Source organism: Mycolicibacterium sp. TUM20985 (genome assembly GCF_030295745.1).
Classification (GTDB): domain Bacteria; phylum Actinomycetota; class Actinomycetes; order Mycobacteriales; family Mycobacteriaceae; genus Mycobacterium.
Genome location: NZ_AP027291.1, coordinates 1826089 through 1848441, shown reverse-complemented (window position 1 = coordinate 1848441; position 22353 = coordinate 1826089). Strand labels below are relative to the sequence as shown.

Genomic DNA, 22353 nt, shown 5'->3' with positions numbered 1-22353 from the left:
AGACCCGCGCGAACGCCGCCCACGTCTCCGGCCGCAGGCCGACGGCGTTGGCCCGGTGTCGGTTGACGACGCGGGTGCAGGTCGGACCCCGGCTAGTGTTGTTCGACGTGGCACTTCCCAACCTCACCCGCGACCAGGCGGCCGAGCGCGCGGCGCTCCTCACCATCGACAACTACCGGATCGGGCTCGATCTGACCGATGGCTCCGGCGGGCCTGGTGAGCGGACGTTCCGATCGACGACGACAGTGACGTTCGACGCGCTCGTGGGCGCGGACACCGTCATCGACATCTCCGCCGACGCGGTGCGCAGTGCGACGCTCAACGGCATCGACGTCGACGTCTCTGGTTACGACGAAGCCACGGGCATCCCGTTGGTGGGCCTGGCCGAGCACAACGTGCTCGTCGTCGAGGCGGACTGCCGCTACTCGAACACCGGTGAGGGCCTGCATCGCTTCGTCGACCCGGTCGACGAGGAGGTGTACCTCTACTCGCAGTTCGAGACCGCCGACGCCAAGCGGATGTTCGCGTGTTTCGACCAGCCCGACCTGAAGGCCACCTTCGACGTGGCGGTCACCGCGCCCGCGCACTGGCAGGTCATCTCCAACGGCGCCACCAGTGACGTCGAGTCGGCTGGGAATGTCTCAGTGCACACGTTCGCCACCACGCCGCGGATGAGTACCTACCTGGTGGCCCTGATCGCCGGTCCGTACGCCCGGTGGGACGACGTCTACACCGACGAGCACGGCGACATCCCGCTCGGCCTCTTCTGCCGCGGGTCACTCGCCGAATACATGGACGCCGAGCGCTTGTTCACCGAGACCAAGCAGGGATTCGGCTTCTATCACCAGAACTTTGGCGTGCCCTATGCCTTCGGCAAGTACGACCAGTTGTTCGTTCCCGAGTTCAACGCGGGCGCCATGGAGAACGCCGGCGCCGTCACGTTCCTGGAGGACTACGTCTTCCGGAGCAAGGTCACGCGCTACAGCTATGAGCGGCGGGCCGAGACCGTGCTGCACGAGATGGCGCACATGTGGTTCGGCGACCTGGTCACGATGCAGTGGTGGGACGATCTGTGGCTCAATGAGTCGTTCGCGACCTTCGCCTCGGTGTTGTGCCAAAGCGAGGCAACGGAATACACCGCGGCGTGGACCACCTTCGCCAACGTCGAGAAGTCGTGGGCGTACCGGCAGGACCAGTTGCCGTCGACCCACCCGGTGGCTGCCGACATCCCGGACCTGCACGCCGTCGAGGTCAACTTCGACGGCATCACCTACGCCAAGGGCGCGAGCGTCCTGAAGCAACTCGTCGCGTACGTCGGCCTCGAGGCATTCCTCGCCGGCCTGCGTGACTACTTCCGCGACCACGCGTTCGCCAACGCCACGTTCGGCGATCTGCTTGGCGCGCTGGAGAAGTCGTCCGGACGCGACCTTTCGCACTGGGGCCGGCAGTGGCTCAAGACCACCGGCCTCAACACCCTGAGCGCAGACTTCGACGTCGACGGCGACGGTCGGTTCACCCGGTTCGCGATCAACCAGAGCGGCGCGGCGCCGGGTGCTGGCGAGACCCGCGTGCACCGGCTCGCGGTCGGCATCTACGACGACGACGGCTCGGGAAAGCTGGTTCGCACCCACCGCGAGGAGCTCGACGTCGAAGGTTCGAGCACTGATGTCCCTGCACTGCAAGGAGTTTCGCGGGGTCAGCTGATCCTGGTCAACGACGATGACCTGACGTACTGCTCGCTGCGCTTGGACCCCGAGTCGCTGCAGACGGTGTTGACCCGCGTCGCCGACATCGCCGACTCCCTGCCGCGCACGCTCGCGTGGTCGGCCGCCTGGGAGATGACCCGCGAGGCCGAGATGAAGGCCCGCGACTTCGTCGAACTGGTCAAGGGCGGCGTGCAGGCCGAGACCGAGGTCGGGGTGGCCCAGCGATTGCTGCTGCAGGCGCAGACCGCGCTGAACGCCTACGCCGACCCGGACTGGGCCTGCTCGCAGGGCTGGCCGGCGTTCGCCGACCGGCTCCTCGAGTTGGCCCGCGCGGCCGAGCCGGGTTCGGACTTCCAGCTGGCATACGTGAATGCCCTGTGCACGTCGGCGTTGTCGCTGCGCCACACCGCGGTGTTGGCGGGATTGCTCGACGTCGATGAGCGCTCGCGCGAAGAGCCTGTGACCGACCCCGCGGACAGCGGTCTCCCCGGCCTGACCATCGACACCGACCTCAGGTGGCGCATCGTGACCGCGCTGGCCGCCGGCGGCGACATCGACGACGACGGAACGGCCACACCGTTCATCGACGCCGAGGCCCAGCGTGACCCGACCGCTGCCGGACGGCGCAACGCGGCAGCGGCGTCGGCCGCACGCCCGCAGGAAGCGGTCAAGAACGCGGCGTGGGAGCAGGTGATCGAGGACGACACGTTGGCCAACATCACCACCAGAGCCATCGTCAACGGGTTCGGCCAGCCTGGCCAGGCCGCGTTGCTGCAGCCGTTCACCGCCAAGTACTTCGACGCCATCCTCGGCGTCTGGGAGCGGCGATCCAGCGAGGTCGCCCAGACCGTGGTGATCGGGCTGTATCCCTCGTCGGACGTGAGCCAAGCCGGGCTGGACGCCGCCGAGGCCTTCCTCGCCGGTGAGGTGCCGCCTGCGCTGCGTCGACTCGTCGTAGAGGGACGGGCAGGAGTGGAGCGGGCGCTGCGGGCGCGCGCGTTCGACATCGCCTGAGACGGTTGGCCTAACCGGATTTCGGCGTTTCGTCGCCTAGGCTCGCGCCATGGCGGCCACCAATAGTCGCAGGGCGCGTGCCGCGCGCCGACGGACCCGACGCGTCGCGGCCGTGGTGAACGACCTCACCCCCGCGCAGTGGACCGCCGCCAAGGAGGCCTGGGGCGGTTGCGCCTACTGCGGTGCCACCGATCGTCCGTTGCAGCGGGACTGCGTCATGGCGATCTCCCGTGGTGGGCGGTACACCGTGGACAACGTCGTACCCGCCTGCGCTGCCTGCAATGCCAGCAAGTGCAACGACGAGGTGACCGGGTGGCTCCGCCGCAAGCGACTCGACGAGCGCGCGTTCCTCGAACGCTATGTGCGGATCAGGGCCGATTTACTCGCGCAGACACCAACCGACCTGACTGCGACGGACTTCTAGCAAACGTCCCAACCTGCTCAATTCAGGCAACTTTCGCGGCCGAGGAGCTACGCGCCGTCGCCTCGAGCGCGCCGAGTGAGCGCAAGATCACACGTCAGGGCTTGATTTACATGGAGTTAACACGGGATCATCGAGTAGTCAGCCGGTAGGACGATCCCATGTCGGCTGGCACACAGCAAACCCTGCTCTGTGATCCGGAGCACAACAAAGGAGTAAAACGATGTCCTTCGCGCAGATTCGTGAAGACCTGACCCGCACGATGAACCGGCGCCGCCTCTACGCGCGGATCTACGCCCTTCCCGACTCGACGGTTCGCGAAGAACTGCTGGCGATCGCACAGCGCCACGACGCGAACGCCTGAGATACGACGAGTTCTTCCGAGCCGGTGACCGCCGAGGTCACCGGCTTCGTCGTCTCCGGGGCAGTCGCTGAGCGTGCAGGGTGCCGGTCAGCGGGGCGAGACGCCAGCGCTGAGCACCCGCACCGCACTGATCAACCCATCGATGAGGTTGCCTTCGGCGAAGGACGCGGCAGCGGCTGAGACGCCCAACGGGGCCGCCTCTTCGATTCCGCGGCCCTTGACCTCGGAGCCGTAGACCACTTCGATGGCCCGCTGGTTCGGCGACACGGCGAGCAGCACCGCGTTGTCGGGCGTGGGCACCTTCGCCAAGATCACCCTGGCCGTGGCGGCGGTGTCGTCACCGAGTCCGCCGAGGTACACCGCGAACCGGGCCTGGGCCGCACGCGAGCCGTACTTCAACGCATCGTCGAGGACCACGAGGTCCTTGACGGGAAACGGGTAGTGCACCGACAGCTCACCGGGTTCGGTGACGCCGGAGATCCGCCCACTCGAGGTGTAGGCGTATCCGTAGGGAAGGACCTCTGATTCCCTCTTCGCAATCTCGGTCGAGGACTCACTACCACTTACCACTTGCGCCACCTCCCACGGTCAGATGAGATCCATGGCCGTGATCGGCCGGTTCGTCGGCGGCCCAGAGGATCGGTTCGTGGGTCCACTCTTCGGACAGCTTGTAGGTCACGGGGTGCGGACCCTTGCGCCGATATATCAGTGCGGCCAGTACCAGCGCGACCAACAGCGGAACTCCGCCGAGCAGCGAGTGGGTCAGTGCAGTGCTCACGTCGCAAACCGTATCGCAAGGGGCCCTCAGGCCGCGCCCTCACCCAGATATCGCACCCAAGCGGGGTCGAGTTCCTTGACCGACGACAGCAGTCGCCAGTGCTGGCCCTTCGGCGGGAGCGGTGTCGTCCGCAGCGCCCAGCCCAACTCGGAGAGCATCCTGTCGGCCTTGCGGTGGTTGCACCCCGCACACGCGGCCACGCAGTTCTCCCAGGAGTGGGCCCCGCCGCGGCTGCGCGGGACCACGTGGTCGACGGTGTCGGCCTTGGCTCCGCAGTACGCGCAGCGGAACCTGTCGCGGTGCATCAGGGCCGCCCGGGTCATGGGCACCCGCGCCCGGTATGGCACCCGCACGAAGGAACGCAACCGGATCACCGAGGGCAACGGGATGGCCCGCGTCGCGGAGTGGATGACCGGACCCGTCGGGTCGGCGTGGACGACGTCGGCCTTGCCGCACAGCAGCATGACGACGGCGCGCCGAGCGGGCAACGCCGCGAGTGGCTCGTAGGTGGAATTCAGCAACAAGACCCTGCGTCGGCCCCAAACGCTGCTGTCATGGGTCGGCGGACGGGTATCGACGCCCGCGAGGGGCAGGGTCTGCGCAGCAAGCACCGAGGCGCCAGTTGAACCCGCCGCGGTCAAATGTCCGCGGCTCCTCCTTCGCTGCGACATAGATCCTCCGTGACACAGTGCACCATGATTTGGCGCCGACCGCACGACAATTTTGCCCGTGTTCGCTGGTCACCTCGGTGAACATCCGATGACACGCCCCGCGATTCGTGCGGCCATCGCCCCGGTCGCTACGCTCCTGCCCACCGGAAGGGACAATGGACCCGTGACGGAACAAACCACGTCGTTCTACGACGAAGTCGGCGGTGCCGAGACGTTCCGGACCCTCGTGTCGCGGTTCTACCAACTCGTGCGTGATGACGAGATCCTGCGACCGCTGTACCCGGACGACGATCTCGACGGTGCCGAGGAGCGACTTCGCATGTTCCTCGAGCAGTACTGGGGTGGGCCACGGACCTACTCCGATCAACGCGGCCATCCGCGTCTGCGCATGCGCCACGCGCCGTTCAAGGTCGGTCCGTTCGAGCGCGACGCCTGGCTGAGGTGCATGCACACCGCCGTCGGGGAGATCGATGCCCAGACCCTCGACGAAGCCCACCGCCAGGTGCTCTTGAACTACCTGGAGATGGCCGCTCACTCGATGGTCAACTCGCCGTTCTGACGCCCCAGCCCCGCTAGCGCAGGACGACGGCGGGGTCGCCGCGACGGCGGTAGACCGTACCGAAGCGGGCGTCGACGCGCAGCCACGTCGGGTGCACCCGCACCCGCACCACCTCGTCGGGAGCCACCGACTCGGGCGCGAACTGGTCGGCCGTCTTCGCCTGAGGCAGGAAGCCCATTGCGGTCAAGGTGAAGACGCAGCGCATTGGGATGCCGACCTGGGTGTCCCCGGAGCTGACCGAGACGACTTCCTGGTCGAGCAACGACGCGGGCGGTCCATGTGCGCTGCCGTACTCCTTGGCCAGTGCGACGCCGCGCTGCGCGAGATCGAGCACCACGCGCGCGGGGACGTCGTCCAGGTGTACGAAGCCCGTTGCCGGGGGCAGCATTCCGCGCCAGGCGGAGTCCATCGCGAAGCCTGGATCGACGTATCCGGAGCGGTCCATCGACTGCAGCGCCAACGCGAGCGCATCGGCGCCGGCGGAGAGATCGGCGGGCGACACCCGGCCCCCCACCACGCGACTCGCAAGCACGTCGAAACCCGTTGCGAGCCAAGCGACGACCTGCCCGGCCTCGCGCTCACGCAATCGCACCACGCTGGCGGTGTCGAGACGGATCGCCCTCTCGACGAACGTCGCCAGGTCCTCCCGGTGGGCGGCATCGTCGAGCCACAGCCCGCGCTCGCCATTCATCGCTGGTAACGCTGCAGATACTCGCGGTGGTGCGGCGCCAGTCGGACCAGGCGCTGCTCCTCGATGTGGAACGCCGCCAGCTGCGACTCACCGATCACGGCGGGCTTGGAGTCGGGATCGGCCAGCACCGACCGCACCTCATAGCCAAGGGTGAAGTCGACGGCACGCAGGCGATTCACCCAAATCGTCACCTGGAGAGGCGAATCCGCGAGTCGTAGCTGACCCTTGTAGATGACGCGGACCTCGGCGATCAACAACCCAATGGTGTCGAAGTCATCTGCGAAGGGTTCGGTGAGGAAGGGCACCCGCGCTTCTTCGAGGATCGTCACCATGGTGCCGTGGTTGACGTGCTGGTACATGTCGATATCCGACCAGCGCACGGGCACCGGCGTCGTGAACCTCACGGGGCCGTCTTGTCTTCGCGCAAGCGGCTCATCCATCAACCCGTCGTTCCCGTTCCACTCGTCCTGGTCATGCTGCGGATCTGTCGGGCAGCGACCGACAACGTCGCGAGGTCCTTCTCGCCGTCCTCGTAGATCTCGTTGAGCGTGCGACGCGCCCGGGCGACTCGGGAACTGTTGGACAACTCCCACTCCTGGACCTTCTGCTCGCCGGTCTCGTCGGGCTCACCCACGGCGAGGACGTCGAAGCACAGGGCCCGCAGCGAGCCATAGATGTCATCGCGGATTGCCAAGCGCGCCAACGAATGCCAACGATCGTCTCGGGCCAGGCGAGACACCGCGGTGAGCAGGCCGTCGGCCCCCAGATGATCCATCAGCGTGAAGTACGTATCCGCGACCTCGACGGGATCCCGATCGACGATGTCGGCGATGTCGATGACGTCGAGCAGGCTGTACTGATACAGCCCCGTCGCGACCGTCATCGCCAGTTCCTCGGAGACGCCCTGCGCCATGAAGTCGCCCGAATCCTTGGTCACGATGGCGCGGTCGTCACCCCTCAGCCACTCCATCATCCGCGGGGTCAGGTCGGCCACCTTCGCGGCGAAGCGGTTGGCCTCCGCGCCAACGGCCAGTGGTTGCGGCCGGTAGTTGAGCAGCCACCGTCCGGCGCGGTCGATCAGGCGGCGCAGATCGAGCGTCATCCGGTCCGTCACGGCGACCGGCACCCCGGCGGCGCCCGCGGCCCTGATTTGCCGCCAGACGTCGCCCACCCGGAAGATCTCGTCGGTGGCGACGTAGGCCCGCACCGCGTCGACCGGTCCGACCCCGACGTCCTCCGCCACGCGGTACGCGTAGCTGATGCCCGCGGTGTCGACGAGGTCGTTGACCAACATCGTCGTGACGATCTCCCGGCGCAGCTGATGGGTACGAATCTCGGGGCCGAATCGGTCCCGCAGCTGTCGTGGGAAGTACTCGGGCAGCCGGGCGGCGAACACCTCTTGGTCGAGCAGTTCGCTGGACAGCAACTGATCCTTGAGCGCGAGCTTCACGTAGGCCATCAGGGTCGAGAGCTCGGGCGTCGTCAGCCCCAACCCGGTCTCGCGGCGCCTGCGGATCTCCTTCTCCGGAGGCAGCGCCTCCAGCTCCCGGTTCAACCCGCGTTCGGTGGCGAGTGCCCTGATCTGCCGGGCATGCACCGGCAGGAGAAGGGCGGCATTGGCCCGGCTTGTGCCCATCAGGTCGTTCTGGGCGGCGTTGTCCTCGAGCACGAGCGCACCGACCTCGTCGGTCATCGACATCAGCAGCGGGGTGCGCTCCTCGGCACCCACCTGCCCTCCGGTGACGAGGGAATCGACGAGGATCTTGATGTTGACTTCGTGGTCGGAGCAGTCCACCCCGGCCGAGTTGTCGAGGGCGTCGGTGTTCATGTGACCACCGTTGAGCTCGAACTCGATGCGGCCGCGCTGAGTCACCCCGAGGTTGCCGCCCTCGCCGATTACCCTGGCGCGCATCTGATTTCCGTTGACGCGAACCGCATCGTTGGCGCGGTCGCCGACGTCGGCGTCCGACTCGATCTCCGCCTTGACGTAGGTGCCGATGCCACCGTTCCAGAACAGGTCGACCGGCGCCTGCAGGATCGCCTTCATCAACGCGGGCGGCGTCATCTCCTCGGCGTCGTCCGCCAAGCCGAGCGCGGTGCGTACCTGCGCGCTGATCGGGATCGACTTCTGCTCCCGGCTGTATACGCCGCCGCCCTCGCTGATCAGGCTGCGGTCGTAGTCGTCCCAGCTGGACCGTGGCAGCGCGAACATCCTCTCCCGCTCTGCCCACGACGAAGCCGCATCGGGATTCGGATCGAGGAAGACATGACGGTGGTCGAACGCCGCGACGAGTCGAATGTGCTTGGACAGCAACATGCCGTTGCCGAAGACGTCACCGCTCATGTCGCCGACGCCGACCACGGTGAAGTCCTCGGTCTGGGTGTCGAGCCCCATCTCGCGGAAGTGCCGCTTCACCGACTCCCACGCGCCCTTGGCGGTGATGCCCATCGCCTTGTGGTCATAGCCGACCGACCCGCCGGAGGCGAAGGCGTCGCCGAGCCAGAAGCCGTAGGACTTGGCGACCTCGTTGGCGATGTCGGAGAAGGTCGCGGTGCCCTTGTCGGCGGCGACGACCAGGTAGGCGTCATCGCCGTCGCGACGGAGGACACCGGCGGGCGGCGTCACGACCCCGGATGCCGTGTCCACGTTGTCGGTGACGTCGAGGAGTCCGGAGATGAACAGCCGGTAGCAGGCCACGCCCTCGTCACGGTGCGCGTCGCGGTCGACGGCGGCATCGCCCGTCGGGGCCGGCGGGTTCTTCAGGACGAAGCCGCCCTTCGCGCCGACGGGCACGATCACGGCGTTCTTCACGGCCTGCGCCTTGACCAATCCGAGAACTTCGGTGCGGAAGTCCTCACGGCGGTCGGACCACCGCAGACCACCCCTGGCCACGTTTCCGAACCGCAGGTGCACGCCCTCGACCCGCGGTGAGTACACGAAGATCTCGTATTTGGGCCGCGGCAGCGGCAATTCGTCGATCAGGCCGGGATTCACCTTGATGGACAACACGTCCTGACTGCGGGCCGACCCGGGTCGGGTGACGAAGTAGTTGGTGCGCAGCGTGGCCTGGATCATCGATGCGAACGCCCGCAGCACGCGGTCGGTGTCGAGGCTGACGAGCGCGTCGATGCCCACGGCGACGGCGTTGGCGGCTGCCGAGGCATCGCGCTTCTTGTCTCCATCGGGGGCGGCGTCCTCGGGATCGAAGAGTGCCTCGAAGAGCTCGACGAGCGCCCGCGCCGTCTTCGGGTTGTCGTTGACCACGGCCTCGATGTGGGACTGGCTGTAGGGAAAACCCGACTGCCGCAGGTACTTTGCGTAGCTCCGGAGCACCGTGACCTGCTGCCAGGTCAGGCCGGCGCGCATCACCAGCTCGTTGAACCGGTCGATCTCCACCCTGCCGTGCCAGATCGCGGTGACCGTATCGGCGAAACGCGTGGCGGTCGCTTCGCGCTCGGCCGGGTCCCGTTCCTCCGACATCGACTTCTGCGGCGAGATCTTGAATTGATAGATCCACACCGGCACCCCGTCGGCCCGGGTGACGGAGAACGGACGCTCCTCGAGCACGACCACGCCCATGCACTGCAGCATCGGCAGCAGCACACTCAGCGACGCCGATCTGCCGGCGAGATACCACGTGAGGTTCGCCGGTTGGCCCTCACCTCCGTCGGCGAAGACCAGCTTGACCGAATCATCGTGCAGCTCTTCGATGATCGCGATGTCACCGATCGCGTCGTGCGGGCTGAACGCCTGGCGGTAGACCTCGGGGAAGGCCGCCGCGTAATGCTCGGCATCGGCGCGGGCGATGGCGCCCGTCGGGACCGCGCCCATCAGGCGATCGGCCCAGGTGCGCGAGGCCTCCGTCAGCAGATTCTGGATTCTGGTCTCGTTGTCCAGCGACGTGTCGACGTCACCGGCTCTGGTGGCGTCGGGGAGCCGGACCGTGAAGTGCACCACGGCCCAAGGTGATTCGCTGACCCGCGCGGTGTACTCGATGCTCTCGCCACCCAGTTCCCGGACGAGGATGTCCTGCATCCCGAGTCGGACCACCGTGGTGTATCGGTCGCGGGGCAGATACACCAGGCACGAGACGAAGTGCGAGAGCTGGTCAGTACGCAGGAACAGCAGTGCGCGGCGGCGCGACCCCAGGTCGACGACCGCGGTGGCCATGTCGAGGAGCTGCCGGGAACTGAGCGAGAACAGTTCGGAGCGCGGGATCGTCTGGATGATGTCGAGCGTCAGTGGACCGGGATGGCTGCTGTCGCCGTGGGACAGGGCGAGGGCCTCGTGGACACGACGCGAGATCAGCGGTATCTCGAGCACATTGGCGTTGGAGGCGGCGACGGTGAACAGCCCGACGAACCGGTGCTCGATGGCGGTGGTCTCGCCGGGCACCGTCTCGCGGACCACCACGATGTGGGGATGCGCGCCGTAGCGCAGATAGCTGGGCATGGTCGCCTGGGCCAGCACCAGCAGATCGTCGGGCCCGGTGAGCTGTGGGAGCACGTCGGTCCGCAGCCGGAGTACGCCCAGCCGGCTGGACGGTTCGACGGTGGCCACGCCGTCGGCGACCGAACAACGCTGGTATCCGAGCTGGACGAAGTGGCCGGCGGCGAGCCAGCGCAGCAGCGCCGCCACGTCCCGCCGGTCGTAGGACGGGAAGTGCCCGTCGCGGTCGGAGTCCAACTGGCTGGCGAGGACGACCAGCGCGGCGTTGAGAGCCGCGGAGTCCAGCGCCACCTGACGGGCGTCACCCAGCACGCTCGGCAATAGCGCGACCGCCTCGGCGACGGCTTTGGGATCCGCCGACGGCGACAGCTGCACGTGAATCCAGGTCTCGTCGATGCCGTCCGTCGGTGCGTCCGGAGCAGACGCGGGACGGACGTCCAGCAGTCCCCCGGCCGGGTTGCGGCGCACGCGGAGGACCGGGTTCATGATCGCGGTGTACGCGACGCCGAGCCGGTGCAGGAGCACCGTGACGGTGTCCATCAGCATCGCGTCCTGATCGGTGACGAGCTGGATGGCCGGGCCGACCCCGTCGGCATCCCCGGCCGGGTAGACCTCGACCTTGGTGTCACCCGTGGAGCGTTGCCTGCCAACGCGTGCGTGTGCGGCGAGCAGCGCAGACGAGACGGATCGACTCGAGGAGTCCAGCGGCACCGAGAGCGTGGTGTCGACGACAGCGGCGTCACCGAGCGGCCCCCGACGCGTCGCGAGATACGCCTCCGCGAGGTCTCTGGTGCCCCCGGTGTCGATCACGGCGGTCTCGGACGGACCATCGCCGTGCTGCCGACCTGGAGCCCCAGGATTCACCGTCGTCATGCCGATCGCTCCTGCCTCACGCCCGCGCACCGACGCTGGCACGCGCGGATGTGACACTAGTTGGCCCCCGAGCCGCTGCGGTCAAACCCGCCGGATCAGTCGCGCGTCAACCTGCGGTGCGTGACCCGGTGTGGTCGGGCCGCGTCCGCACCCAGCCGTTCGAGCTTGTTCTCCTCATAGCCACCGAAATTGCCCTCGAACCAGAACCACTTCGCTTCGTTGTCGACGTCGCCCTCCCACGCCAGGATGTGGGTACAGGTGCGGTCGAGGAACCACCGGTCGTGGGAGATGACCACGGCGCAGCCGGGGAACTGCTGAAGCGCGTTCTCCAGCGAGCTGAGGGTCTCGATGTCCAGATCGTTGGTCGGCTCGTCGAGCAGGATCAAGTTGCCGCCCTCCTTCAGCGTGAGCGCGAGGTTGAGCCGGTTGCGCTCGCCGCCGGACAGCACGCCGGCCGGCTTCTGCTGATCGGGACCCTTGAATCCGAACGCCGACACATAGGCCCGCGACGGCACCTCGTTCTGGCCGACCTCGATGTAGTCGAGACCGTCGGACACCACCTGCCAGACGTTCTTCTTCGGGTCGATGCCGCCACGGTTCTGGTCGACGTAGCTCAACTTGACGGTCTCACCGACCTTCACGATGCCGCTGTCCGCCGCCTCCAGGCCAACGATGGTCTTGAACAACGTCGTCTTGCCGACGCCGTTGGGGCCGATGACGCCGACGATGCCGTTGCGCGGCAACGTGAATGAGAGGTCCTTGATCAGAATGCGTCCGTCGAAGCCCTTGTCGAGGTGTTCGACCTCCACCACGATGTTGCCCAACCGCGGGCCCGTCGGGATCTGGATCTCCTCGAAGTCGAGCTTGCGCGTCTTCTCCGCTTCGGCGGCCATCTCCTCGTACCGACCGAGGCGAGCCTTGTTCTTGGCCTGCCTCGCCTTGGCACCGGAACGCACCCAGGCGAGCTCCTCGACCAGACGCTTCTGCAGCTTCTGGTCCTTGCGTCCCTGGACCGCCAACCGCTCGGCCTTCTTCTCGAGGTACGTCGAGTAGTTGCCCTCGTACGGGTAGGCCCGGCCGCGGTCGAGCTCCAGGATCCACTCGGCGACGTTGTCCAGGAAGTACCGGTCGTGGGTGACGGCCAGGATGGCGCCCTTGTAGTCGGCGAGATGCTTCTCCAACCACAACACGCTCTCGGCGTCGAGGTGGTTTGTCGGCTCGTCGAGCAGCAGCAGGTCGGGTTCCGACAGCAGCAGCTTGCAGAGCGCCACCCGGCGCTTCTCACCGCCGGAGAGGTGCGTGACGGGCTCGTCGGGTGGCGGGCAGCGCAGCGCGTCCATCGCCTGTTCGAGCTTCGAGTCCAGATCCCAGGCGTCGGCGGCGTCCAGCTCTTCCTGCAGCTGGCCCATCTCCTCCATGAGCTCGTCGGTGTAGTCGGTGGCCATCAACTCGGCCACCTCGTTGTACCGGGCGAGCTTGGCCTTGATCGGCACACCCTCTTCGACGTTCTCCCTCACCGTCTTCGATTCGTCGAGTTGCGGCTCCTGCATGAGGATGCCGACCGAGGCGCCGGTGGCGATGTACGCGTCGCCGTTGTTCGGCTTGTCCAAGTCGGCCATGATCTTCAGGACGCTCGACTTGCCTGCACCGTTGGGACCGACGACGCCGATCTTGGCTCCGGGGAGGAAGTTCAGCGTGACGTCGTCCAGGATGACCTTGTCACCGTGCGCCTTGCGGACCTTCTTCATCGTGTAGATGAACTCAGCCATGCTTTGGGTAGTGCCTTTCCGGTCTTGGGGTACTGCTCAAGCATCCATCCTAGGGGTGGCCGATTACGGCTACGCCGTCAGAGGCAGGCCGCCGTCCCCGAGATCGCCGTCGTCGTCGGCCTCGTCACCGGTGGACGTCGTGTCGGCATCGACACCGACGGATCCGGCTTCGGCTTCGGTGTCGGTGTCGGTGTCGGCGCGCCTGCGTTGCACGATGCTGGCGTTGCACCGACCGAGGTCCGGCCCGACGGCGGTGGCCCGGACCTCCACCGACGAACGCCGATTGCCTTCCTTGTCGTCGTACTCGCTGGTGTAGAGGTGGCCGACCACGACGATCGGATCACCCTTGGTCAGCACACCGCCGACGCCGCCGACCAGTCGCCCCCAGCAGTTCACGTTGACGAACAGGGAATTGCCCGCCTCCCAGGTGCCCTCGGCGGTGCGGCGGCGAGAGTTGCTCGCGACCCGGAACTTGACCACCTGCTGGTCGCCGACCCGGCGGTGGATGGGGTCGGTGACGATGGTGCCCACCAAGGCGAACGGTGTTTCGAACATTTCGTGTCCCTTCATCGGTTCTTCGGTTCGGCAGCGCGTGATTCGCTGCTGAAGCCATTCACCGTCCGGCCGCCGACATGGATCGACCACGGGGAGCGATCGGGCAGCGGCCTGTGGATGAACCGCGGACTGTGGATGAAGGGCAGGCCCTAGGAGACGCGGGTGAGGACGCGAGGCCCGTTCTCGGTGACGGCGATGGTGTGCTCGGAGTGCGCGGTATTCGAGCCGTCGGCCGACCGGAGCGTCCAGCCGTCGGCATCGAGGACCAGCCGGTCGCTGCCCCGTGACCACCACGGTTCGAGGGCGAACGTCATGCCGGGCCTCAACGTCATGCCGCGACCGCGGCGCCCGCGATTGGGGATGTGGGGGTCTTCGTGCATGGTGCGCCCGATCCCGTGGCCGCCGAACTCCACGTTCACGCGGTAGCCGGCCGCCTCAGCGACCTCGCCGATCGCCGCCGAGACGTCACCGAGATGACCACCGGGCACCGCGGCGGCGATACCCGCGTCGAGCGCTCGGCGCGTCGAGGAGATCAGCGCGATGTCGGCCGGGTCGGGATTCTGGCCCACCGTGACCGTCACCGCTGAATCGGCCGCCCAACCGTCGATCGACACCGCGAAGTCCAGGCTCAACACGTCTCCGTCCCGCAGCACGTGGTGACGCGGCATCCCGTGCAGCACTGCGTCGTTGACCGACAGGCAGATGACGTTGCGGAACGGACCACGGCCGAAGGACGGCGCGTAGTCCCAGTAGCACGAGGTCGCCCCGCGAGCGCTGACCAAGTCGCGGGCCTGATGCTCAAGCTCCAACAGGTTCACGCCGGGCTGCGCGGCGGTCGACAACGCGGCCAGGGTCTCGGCGACGAAGGCGCCGGTGATCGCCATCTGGTCCAGCTCGTGAGCGGTCCTGAGTTCGATCACGGCGGCTAGCGGTCCTCGATCTTCGACAGTCTGGCGAGCATGTTGTTGTAGGCCGCCAGATCGGCGTCTTCGTCGCGGTCGGCGGCGCGATCCATCCGCACGGACGTGCGCTGGTCGCTGCGGCGCCACTGGACCAGCAGCGCGATGAGTACCAGCACCAGCGGGACTTCGCCTGCCGACCAAGCGATTCCGCCCCCGAGCCGCTGATCGGCCAGCAGGTCGGAGTGCCAGCTCAACTGCAACGACTGGTAGAAGTCACCGGCCAGCACGGCCTTCGTTCCCATCAGCACCACCCCGAAGAAGGCGTGCAGTGGCAGCGACCCGAACACCACCGCCAGCTTGGCGATCGGAGGAATCGGCCGCGGCGTCGGGTCCACCCCGATGACCACCCAGTAGAACAGGTAGCCGGTGAGCAGGAAGTGCACGTTCATCGCCACGTGAGCGGCGTGACTGTCGACTGCGACGTCGAAGATGCCGCCGAAGTACAGGCCGTAGAAGCCCGCGACGAAGATGACCGTCGCGACGATCGGGTTGGTGAGGAACTTCGACACCCGGCTGTGCAGCGCCACCAACAGCCACTCCCGCAGGCCGGGCGGACCGTCGCGGCCCGCGGCGGGCAGGGCCCGCAGGGCGAGCGTGACGGGCGCGCCGAGCACCAGAAGGACCGGCACCAGCATCGACAGGAGCATGTGCGCCGCCATGTGGATGCTGAACATCGCAGGCATGTAGCGACCGATGCCGGACGACGTCGCGAACAGCAGCACGGCGCACCCGCACAGCCAGGCCACGATGCGCCCCGTCGGCCACGCGTCACCGCGGCGGCGCAATCGCCACACCCCGGCCAGGTACAGCCCGGCGAACACCAGGGCGGCCGTGCCGAGGAGGAGGTCGAACCGCCAGTCGAACAGGATCCGGGCCACCGTCGGCGGACCCGGCAGGTCGTAACCGATCTCGACGGCCGTCACCGACGGATTGACGTCCGTCGGAGGCGGAGGCGGGGTGCGCCCCAGCGCGACGGCAATGCCGAACGTCAGGCCGAACACGGCGGCCTCGACGAGGGCCAGCCGGATCAAGGGGCCGCGCTCTTCCGGATCGGCGTGCAGGGCGGCCACACCGCGGCGGCGGTGCTGCCAACCGAGCACACCCAAGATGGACAGCGCCAGCGCCTTGCCGACGACGAGCCACCCGTAACTGGTGTGCACAAGGTCCTCGGGCCGGATGCGGACCAGGGCGTTGACCACGCCGGAGGCGGCCATCGCCAGGAAGCACCACAGCGCGATGGCGGAGAAGCGACGCGCGGCCAGGTCGGCGTGCTCGCCCCCGCGGAGGGCATGGGCGAGCAGCGCGAGCAGACCACCCGCCCAGACCGCGCCCGCGACCAGGTGGATGAAGAGACTGTTGGTGGCGAGGTCATGCGACCCGCCGGACGACGAATGGCCCGTGAGCACCAGCGGGAGCAGGGTGACCAGCGCGCCCGCGAAGAGCAGGGGGGTCCACGACCAGCGCAGCACCGGGATGCTCACCACCGTGACGATCGCGGCGAGCAGGGCGGTCCAGCGCCACGACCCCGCGACGTCGATCAGGCTCGCCACCGACCAGATCGCCGACGGGTCGAGGCGGCTCGTCAGCGGTTGGCCCGTGATGTCGGAGACGGTCAACGGGACCAGCAGCGCCGCACACACGGTCCACACACCGGAAGCGACAGTGCCCAACCGCAGCGCCCGGTAGCCCGAGGCGTCGAGCACACCGTTGCGCTGCGGTGGCACCAGGAAGGCGGCGAGGAGGAACGACCCGACCGCCACGACCGCGGCGATCTCCCCCGCCGCGCGCACGAACGGCAGTCCGTAGTTGGTGACGGGGCCGGGGTTGGGCAAGCCGGTCGCAGTGAGCGCGTCGGCCAACGACAGCCCGGCGATGCCGGCGGCGGTCGCCCCGGCCAGCAGACCGACGCCGACCAGGATGGGCCAGACCGCGCTGGCGCGGGTCGTGGCCGGCGCCTCGGTGGTGGTCATGACAACAGCGTATGGCGCGTTCCCGACCGACCGCCTATGCGCCGTCCTTGCGCTTCATCAGTTCGCGGACGAAGAACTGCTCCCGGGAGAACTGCTCGACCTTGTCCATGTCGCCGAGAACGCCGCGAAGTTCGGCGAGGAACGCCGAGCGGCGTGGTTCGAGGTCCGCTGCGGGCTTGAGCAGATTCTGATCGGCGACCACCTGCCGCGCGGTGGCGAACAGCAGCGCCGACACCGACTCGTTGCTGCGGACCCGGTCCTGGGCGATGTACTGACCACCGACTCCGAGCGCGAGCTTGGTCAGGTCCTTCTCGCTGATCTCCGGTGCCGTGTCCCTGAGCACGTCGGCGACGATCTCGTAGGCCTCGATGAAGGGCCGCAGCATGGCGCCGGCGATCAGTGGCCTCTTGGCCCGCAGCATCGCGTCGACCTCGTCACCCCCGGCGGTGACGTGCTGCTCCCAGTCGTCGAACCACGACATCTCCTCCGCGATGTGCTCGCGGAACGCCGCCGAGTCGGCGAAGTAGAACTCGAACTTCAACAGGTCGCGGAGCCGCATCGCCTGCGCCCAGAACGCACCGATCCGATCACCCGCCGCGCGTCCGGCGAAGGCCAGCGACAGCTCCACGATCGACGTCTCGAGGAACGCGTGGATCAAGCTGTTGCGGTAGAAGGCGGCCTCGTGTTCGTCGTCCGGGCAGATGCGCCACACCGGCTCCCGGCCACCGTCCACCCGCGTGACGGGATGACCCCCGGACAGTGCGTCGACGGCGGCCCTCACACCCTCGGTGGTGCGCAACCGAATGGCACTGTTGGTCATCGGGGTCTTCGTGCGCTCGAGGTAGTCCAGCGCGTCCTGCACCGTGTGGTGCAGCTGCCCGAGGGTCAGCGCCACGCCATTGGTGGTCAGCAACAGCGCCGACACCAAACCCGTTGCGTTGACCGGCGTTACACGCAGGATGCGCCAGGCCACCTCGAAGGCCATCTTCTGCATCGCCAGACGTTTGGCCGCCTCGTCGGTGGTCATGGGCCCGTGCGGCTCACCGAGGTACTTGGCCATCGAGACCGCTTCGGGGAAGCGGACGTAGATCTTGCCGTAGTTGCGGTCGCCCTGCGCCTTGATGAAGTTGTACAGCCAGGACACTCCCTCGGGTGTCTTCTCACCGCCGCGGGCGTAGGCCGCGTACTCCGCCGTCTCGTGGAGCTGGTCGAAGCTGATGGAGACGGGCTGCAGCAGGATGTCGTCGCTGCGGCCGGCCAGGTAGGCATCGGCGACGTACGCGAGCAGACCCAGCTTGGGCGGCAACATCTTTCCGGTACGCGAGCGGGTACCTTCGATGGCCCAGCTGAGGTTGAACCGCTTCTCGACGATGTAGCCGACGAATTCCTTCAGCACGTACTTGTAGGTGGGGTCGTCCAGCTTGCGGCGGATGAAGATCGCACCCGATCGGCGCATCAGTGGACCCATGAACCCGAACGACAGGTTGATTCCGGCAAAAGTGTGCACGGGCGGCAGCCGGTTCTCCTGCATCGCCACCGGTACGATCACGCCGTCGAGATAGGACCGGTGCGAGAACAGCAGTACCGCAGGATGATTCTCGAGAGCCGTGCGCATCGACTCGATCTCGGCGCGGTCGTAGTCGATGTTGGGATCGAATCCCCGACTGAAGATCGCCCGGCCCAGCGACGGGATCAGGTCGACGGAGAACCGACTCCAGCCCGTCGAGAGCTCGTCGAGCATGTCCCCCGCCGATTCCAGCGTGGCGCCGGGAATCTTCTCGAGGCCATCCCGAAAACGGGCCGACGCCAACATCTCCGGCTTGATCAACCGCGGTGACTTGTACTCCGGGCCGAGCAGCCGCAGCTCGACGCGTCCGATCGCCAGCTCCGCCCGCCGCACGACGAAGTGCGCGAAGTCGCGCGGGTGTTCGGCGACGGTGGTGTCGCTCCAGTTCTGGCGCAGCTCGGACACCTTGGCCGGTTCACCGGCCACCACCCGCGCGCGAGACGGGTCCTTGTGAAGGATGTTGCGCTGCAATAGCTTCGGTGGCCGGTAGGTATCCCGACCACTGATGAAGGACACCACCTTCGACCGCGTGGGCAGACCGCCGGGGACCCAGAACACGCGGACCGGGACGACGGAGCGGTCCTCGTCGACGTCGAGGAGTTCGACGAGGCGAGCCAGGGTGGCGGGCGGCGGATCGCCCTCGGTCGGGAGTTGTAGCACCTCGATGCGGGCGTCGGGGTGGGCCTGTCGCTGAACGGCCAGCCAGTCGTCGAGCATCTCGACCTCAGCGGGCGTCTCCACCGACGCGAGCACCAGCGCGTCGTCGGTGGGGGTGAAGCTGTGCAGCGCGTCGGCGGTGACCTTCACGGACGCCCCTTCTTGGCGAGCGCCCTCTTCGCGGCAGCCTTCTTGGCGGGCACCTTCGCGGCAGCCTTCTTGGCGGGCACCTTCTTGGCGGGTGCCTTTATCGCGGCAGCCTTCTTCGCGGCAGCCTTCTTCGCGGGTGCCTTCTTGGCGGGTGCCTTCTTCGCGGCAGCCTTCTTCGGTTTGGCGTTGCGCTCGTAGAGCGGAGCGCTGGGGAGTTTCCCGGTCGGCCAGTCCTTCAGCGTGTCGAGGTAGAGCTGGCGGACCTCGGCGATGCGTTCGCCGAGGTTCTCGGTCGTCCAGTCGTCGATCGGGATCGGCGGGAACACCGCGACGTCGACGCTCCCCGGATTGAACGTGCTCGAGTTGCGCTCGGCGATGACTTCCGCGTTGCGGATCACGATGGGCACCAGCGGAATACCCGCTGCCATGGCAATGCGGAAGGGGCCCTTCTTGAACTCTCCGACCTCGGTGGTGTCCAGCCGGGTACCCTCGGGGGCGATGAGGACCGAAAGACCCTTGCGCGCAAGTTCTTCGATCTTGCGCAGGCTCTCGACGGCGGATTTGGGATCGTCACGGTCGATGAAGGCCGCATCCAACGCCCTGCCGACCGTCCCCATCAGCGGGTCCTTCTCGAGCTCCTTCTTGCCGACCGAGGTGAAGTTGTCGCTGATGAGTCGGCCCGCGATGAACGGGTCGGCCTGGTTGCGGTGATTGAACAGGAAGACGGCGGGACGCTTGGCCGTGAGGTTCTCCGCCCCGAGCACGTTGAGGTCGATGCCGATGGACGTCATCAGCAGCCGGGTCCACGTGGCGGTGAAGAAGTTGACCCCGGTGCGGCGGTTGCGGGTCAACAACCCGAGCCCGATCGCGCCGGCTGCGGCAGGTAACACCGAGGCGATTCCAGCGACGGTGCGGATCTGCGAGACCGGGCTGCTGCCGCTGCGACTGCTGAACTTCAGGATCGGCCAACCACGTTTGACCGCAACCGCTTCCAGCTTCCCTGCGGGATTGGTCGGCCGTGGGTTGCCGACGAGGTACATCAGCGCGACGTCCTCGTCGCCGTCGGCGTAGAAGTAGCTCTTGGCCAGGTCGACACCGTTCTTGGCGGCGAAACCCTGGACCGCGCGCGCCTTCCCGGGTCCCCAGATGATCGGGGTGCGCACTTCACCGGTGATCAGGCCGTCGTCGTCGGTCTGGAACTTGTTGCTCAGCACGTTGTCGATGCCGAGGAACCTGGCTACGGGCTCGACCTGCACCGTGAGCGCCGACGAGCTGAGCACGACGGTGTGGCCGCGCGCCATGTGGGCGCGGACCAGGGCGCGCATCTCCGGGTAGATGCGCTTTTGGACGTGCTGGACGAACAGCCTCTCTCCCAGCTCGTCGAGATCGCTGATCGAGTTGCCGTGCAGCATGCGGGCGCCCTTGCCGATGAGGTCTTCGAACTCCGACCGGCCGAGTTGGTGATTCAACCCGGCCTGCACCATTCCGATGAACTCGCCCACGCTCATCTGCCTGCGCCGCAAGCGGTCCTGCGTCATCAACACGCCGGTGAAACCCGCGACCAGCGTGCCGTCCAGATCGAAGAACGCGCCGACCTCGGGCCCCTCGGGGCTGGCGTCGATCTCGGCGACCGAGCCGGGCAACCGCAGGATTACGTTGTTACCCGGACGGGTGGGTTGTCCGTTCTGCGAACTCATTGCGTGGCACTCCCATTGGCCGAGGTGGACACCGAAGTAGTAGTACTGGCGGCGGGCTCGGGGGCGAACGAGGCCGGCGTCGACCGTCCCTCACCCCCGAGCGCGAGCACCTCGTCGAATCCTGCTTGCAGACATCGGGCCCACAGCGCCTCGTCGGCGATGGCCGCGCGATCGTAGCGGGTGGTGATCGTGCAGTACCCTGCCCGCGAGACCAGCACCACCATCATGGCCACACCGGGCAGTGGCCCGATTCCGTAGTGGCGCAAGATCTTCGCGCCCGCGATGAAGGTGTCGCCGGGGTAGACGGGCACGTTGCTCGCTTGCACGTCGGAGTTGACGACCGATCCCGCCACCGATTCGAGGATGCTGTCCGGCAGGAGACTGATCAACGGCGCCATGGCGCCCACCATGTCGATCGCCCGCTCCTCGCGCTTGATCATCATCTGCGCCCGCACCTTCAGGATGCGCTTCGTCGGGTCGACCACGCCGACGGGCGCCGCGAGGTTGACTCCGGCGAAACGGTTGCCGCCCGCGGGATCGTCGTCAGAGCGCAGGTTGACCGGGACTGCCATGGGCAGCGTGGCGATGGGCATGCCCTTGGCTTCGTGGTAGCGGCGCAGGGCGCCACACAGCCCGGCGAGGTAGGCGTCGTTGATCGAGCCGCCGGCCGCCTTGGATGCCTTGTGCAGATCGCTGAACTTGATGTCGATGGCCTCGGTGCGCGACGACAGGCTGCGCCTGCGCAGCAGTGGCGACGGGTCGGCCACCGGCCCCATCACGCGGGCACTCGATCTGGCGTAGTTGACGACGCCGCCGAATGCGGAGAACGGATCGCTGACGGCCTTGCCGAACAGGGACGCGGCTCCCCCGATCGCGCCGAGGACGCCGCTCGCAATCGAACCGGGGAGCTTGGTGAAGCCTTCCCGCATCAGGTCGTTCGGCGAGAGATCCTCCGGGATGGGCAGCGGTGCCTCGCGGGTCGGTGCGGGGTCGCGCTCGACGTCGTAGATGTTGGCGAACATCTCGATGGCGCCGACTCCGTCGGTGACGGCATGGCTCAGGTGCAGCATCGTCGCGGCCGTCCCACCGGCGAGCCCCTCGACGAGCGTCGCCGTCCACAACGGCCGCGAGATGTCCATGGGCGACTGCAGAGCCACCTCGGCGAGATCCATCACCTCGCGCAGCGTGCCCGGCGCGGGCACGCGGACGCGACGGACGTGGAAGTCCAGGTTGAAGTCGGGGTCGACGACCCACCGCGGCGCGGCCGTCGGCAGCGTCGGCATGACGACCTTCTGCCGCAGCCGCAGCACCTTGCGCGATGCGTGCTCGAAGCGTGCCCGAAAGCGGTCCCAGTCCGGCGTCGCATCGAGCAACTCGACGCCCATGATTCCCGAGCGGGTACGCGGATTGGCCTCCCCGCGGTGCAAAAGCTGGTCGACCGCACTCAGTTCTTCGGGAAGCCCGGACGCCTCGGTCCCCGGCACGTCGCTCATCGTCTT

At 67.5% G+C, this 22353-nt stretch carries 18 protein-coding genes; 5 read left to right on the top strand and 13 right to left on the bottom strand.

Annotated features, from left to right (window positions below; translation table 11 throughout):
* Positions 1–107 precede the first annotated feature (107 nt).
* From pepN to QUE68_RS09095, 3 genes are all read left to right on the top strand, one after another.
* Positions 108–2720, top strand: a complete 2613-nt coding sequence (gene pepN, locus QUE68_RS09105; protein ID WP_284225666.1) for an aminopeptidase N — start codon at positions 108–110, stop codon at positions 2718–2720.
* A gap of 49 nt (positions 2721–2769) precedes the next feature.
* Entirely contained in the window at positions 2770–3144 is a 375-nt protein-coding gene (locus QUE68_RS09100) for an HNH endonuclease (protein ID WP_284225665.1), read from the top strand.
* Positions 3145–3364: 220 nt separating this feature from the next.
* Positions 3365–3505 (top strand): hypothetical protein, encoded by a 141-nt coding sequence (locus QUE68_RS09095; RefSeq protein WP_284225664.1) that lies wholly within the window; start codon positions 3365–3367, stop codon positions 3503–3505.
* 87 nt (positions 3506–3592) lie between these two features.
* Here the strand turns inward: QUE68_RS09095 and QUE68_RS09090 are convergent, their stop codons facing one another.
* Genes QUE68_RS09090 through QUE68_RS09080 form a run of 3 tightly spaced genes read right to left on the bottom strand, consistent with a single transcriptional unit; the run spans position 3593 to position 4954 of the window.
* Positions 3593–4045 (bottom strand): DUF5130 domain-containing protein, encoded by a 453-nt coding sequence (locus QUE68_RS09090; RefSeq protein ID WP_284234709.1) that lies wholly within the window; start codon positions 4043–4045, stop codon positions 3593–3595.
* Positions 4046–4061: 16 nt separating this feature from the next.
* On the bottom strand, positions 4062–4283 hold the full coding sequence (ctaJ, locus tag QUE68_RS09085; RefSeq protein ID WP_284225662.1) for an aa3-type cytochrome oxidase subunit CtaJ: 222 nt from the start codon (positions 4281–4283) through the stop codon (positions 4062–4064).
* Positions 4284–4309: 26 nt separating this feature from the next.
* Positions 4310–4954: an HNH endonuclease gene (locus tag QUE68_RS09080; RefSeq protein ID WP_284225661.1), complete on the bottom strand. Its 645-nt coding sequence runs from the start codon at positions 4952–4954 to the stop codon at positions 4310–4312.
* Positions 4955–5117: 163 nt separating this feature from the next.
* On the opposite strand from QUE68_RS09080, the gene QUE68_RS09075 reads away from it, so the two are divergent.
* Positions 5118–5513, top strand: coding sequence for a globin (locus tag QUE68_RS09075; protein ID WP_284225660.1), 396 nt, complete (start codon positions 5118–5120; stop codon positions 5511–5513).
* 13 nt (positions 5514–5526) lie between these two features.
* Here QUE68_RS09075 and QUE68_RS09070 read toward each other — a convergent pair whose 3' ends face one another.
* The 5 genes from QUE68_RS09070 to ssb form a co-directional block, all read right to left on the bottom strand.
* Positions 5527–6204, bottom strand: a complete 678-nt coding sequence (locus QUE68_RS09070; RefSeq protein ID WP_286275449.1) for a hypothetical protein — start codon at positions 6202–6204, stop codon at positions 5527–5529.
* The gene (locus QUE68_RS09065) at positions 6201–6644 is read right to left on the bottom strand and encodes an acyl-CoA thioesterase (protein WP_455013054.1); all 444 of its coding nucleotides are present in this window, start codon (positions 6642–6644) and stop codon (positions 6201–6203) included. Before QUE68_RS09065 ends, QUE68_RS09070 begins: the two co-directional genes overlap by 4 nt.
* The gene (locus tag QUE68_RS09060; RefSeq protein WP_286275448.1) at positions 6644–11527 is read right to left on the bottom strand and encodes an NAD-glutamate dehydrogenase; all 4884 of its coding nucleotides are present in this window, start codon (positions 11525–11527) and stop codon (positions 6644–6646) included. Before QUE68_RS09060 ends, QUE68_RS09065 begins: the two co-directional genes overlap by 1 nt.
* A gap of 95 nt (positions 11528–11622) precedes the next feature.
* Entirely contained in the window at positions 11623–13296 is a 1674-nt protein-coding gene (ettA, locus tag QUE68_RS09055; RefSeq protein WP_284225654.1) for an energy-dependent translational throttle protein EttA, read from the bottom strand.
* A 69-nt stretch (positions 13297–13365) separates the two neighbouring features.
* Positions 13366–13851, bottom strand: coding sequence for a single-stranded DNA-binding protein (gene ssb, locus QUE68_RS09050; protein ID WP_286275446.1), 486 nt, complete (start codon positions 13849–13851; stop codon positions 13366–13368).
* Positions 13852–13854: 3 nt separating this feature from the next.
* On the opposite strand from ssb, the gene QUE68_RS09045 reads away from it, so the two are divergent.
* On the top strand, positions 13855–14004 hold the full coding sequence (locus tag QUE68_RS09045; protein ID WP_286275445.1) for a hypothetical protein: 150 nt from the start codon (positions 13855–13857) through the stop codon (positions 14002–14004).
* Here QUE68_RS09045 and map read toward each other — a convergent pair.
* From map to QUE68_RS09020, 5 genes are read right to left on the bottom strand one after another with little or no spacing between them, the layout of a single operon-like run.
* Entirely contained in the window at positions 14001–14771 is a 771-nt protein-coding gene (map, locus tag QUE68_RS09040; RefSeq protein WP_286275444.1) for a type I methionyl aminopeptidase, read from the bottom strand. The two genes, QUE68_RS09045 and map, sit on opposite strands and share 4 nt — an antisense overlap.
* A 5-nt stretch (positions 14772–14776) precedes the next feature.
* Entirely contained in the window at positions 14777–16783 is a 2007-nt protein-coding gene (locus QUE68_RS09035; protein WP_286275443.1) for a cytochrome c oxidase assembly protein, read from the bottom strand.
* A gap of 34 nt (positions 16784–16817) precedes the next feature.
* On the bottom strand, positions 16818–19157 hold the full coding sequence (locus QUE68_RS09030) for a glycerol-3-phosphate 1-O-acyltransferase (RefSeq protein ID WP_286275442.1): 2340 nt from the start codon (positions 19155–19157) through the stop codon (positions 16818–16820).
* Positions 19154–20854 (bottom strand): HAD-IB family hydrolase/lysophospholipid acyltransferase family protein, encoded by a 1701-nt coding sequence (locus QUE68_RS09025; protein WP_286275441.1) that lies wholly within the window; start codon positions 20852–20854, stop codon positions 19154–19156. Before QUE68_RS09025 ends, QUE68_RS09030 begins: the two co-directional genes overlap by 4 nt.
* Entirely contained in the window at positions 20851–22347 is a 1497-nt protein-coding gene (locus QUE68_RS09020) for a wax ester/triacylglycerol synthase family O-acyltransferase (RefSeq protein WP_286275440.1), read from the bottom strand. Before QUE68_RS09020 ends, QUE68_RS09025 begins: the two co-directional genes overlap by 4 nt.
* Between the last annotated feature and the right edge of the window lie 6 nt (positions 22348–22353).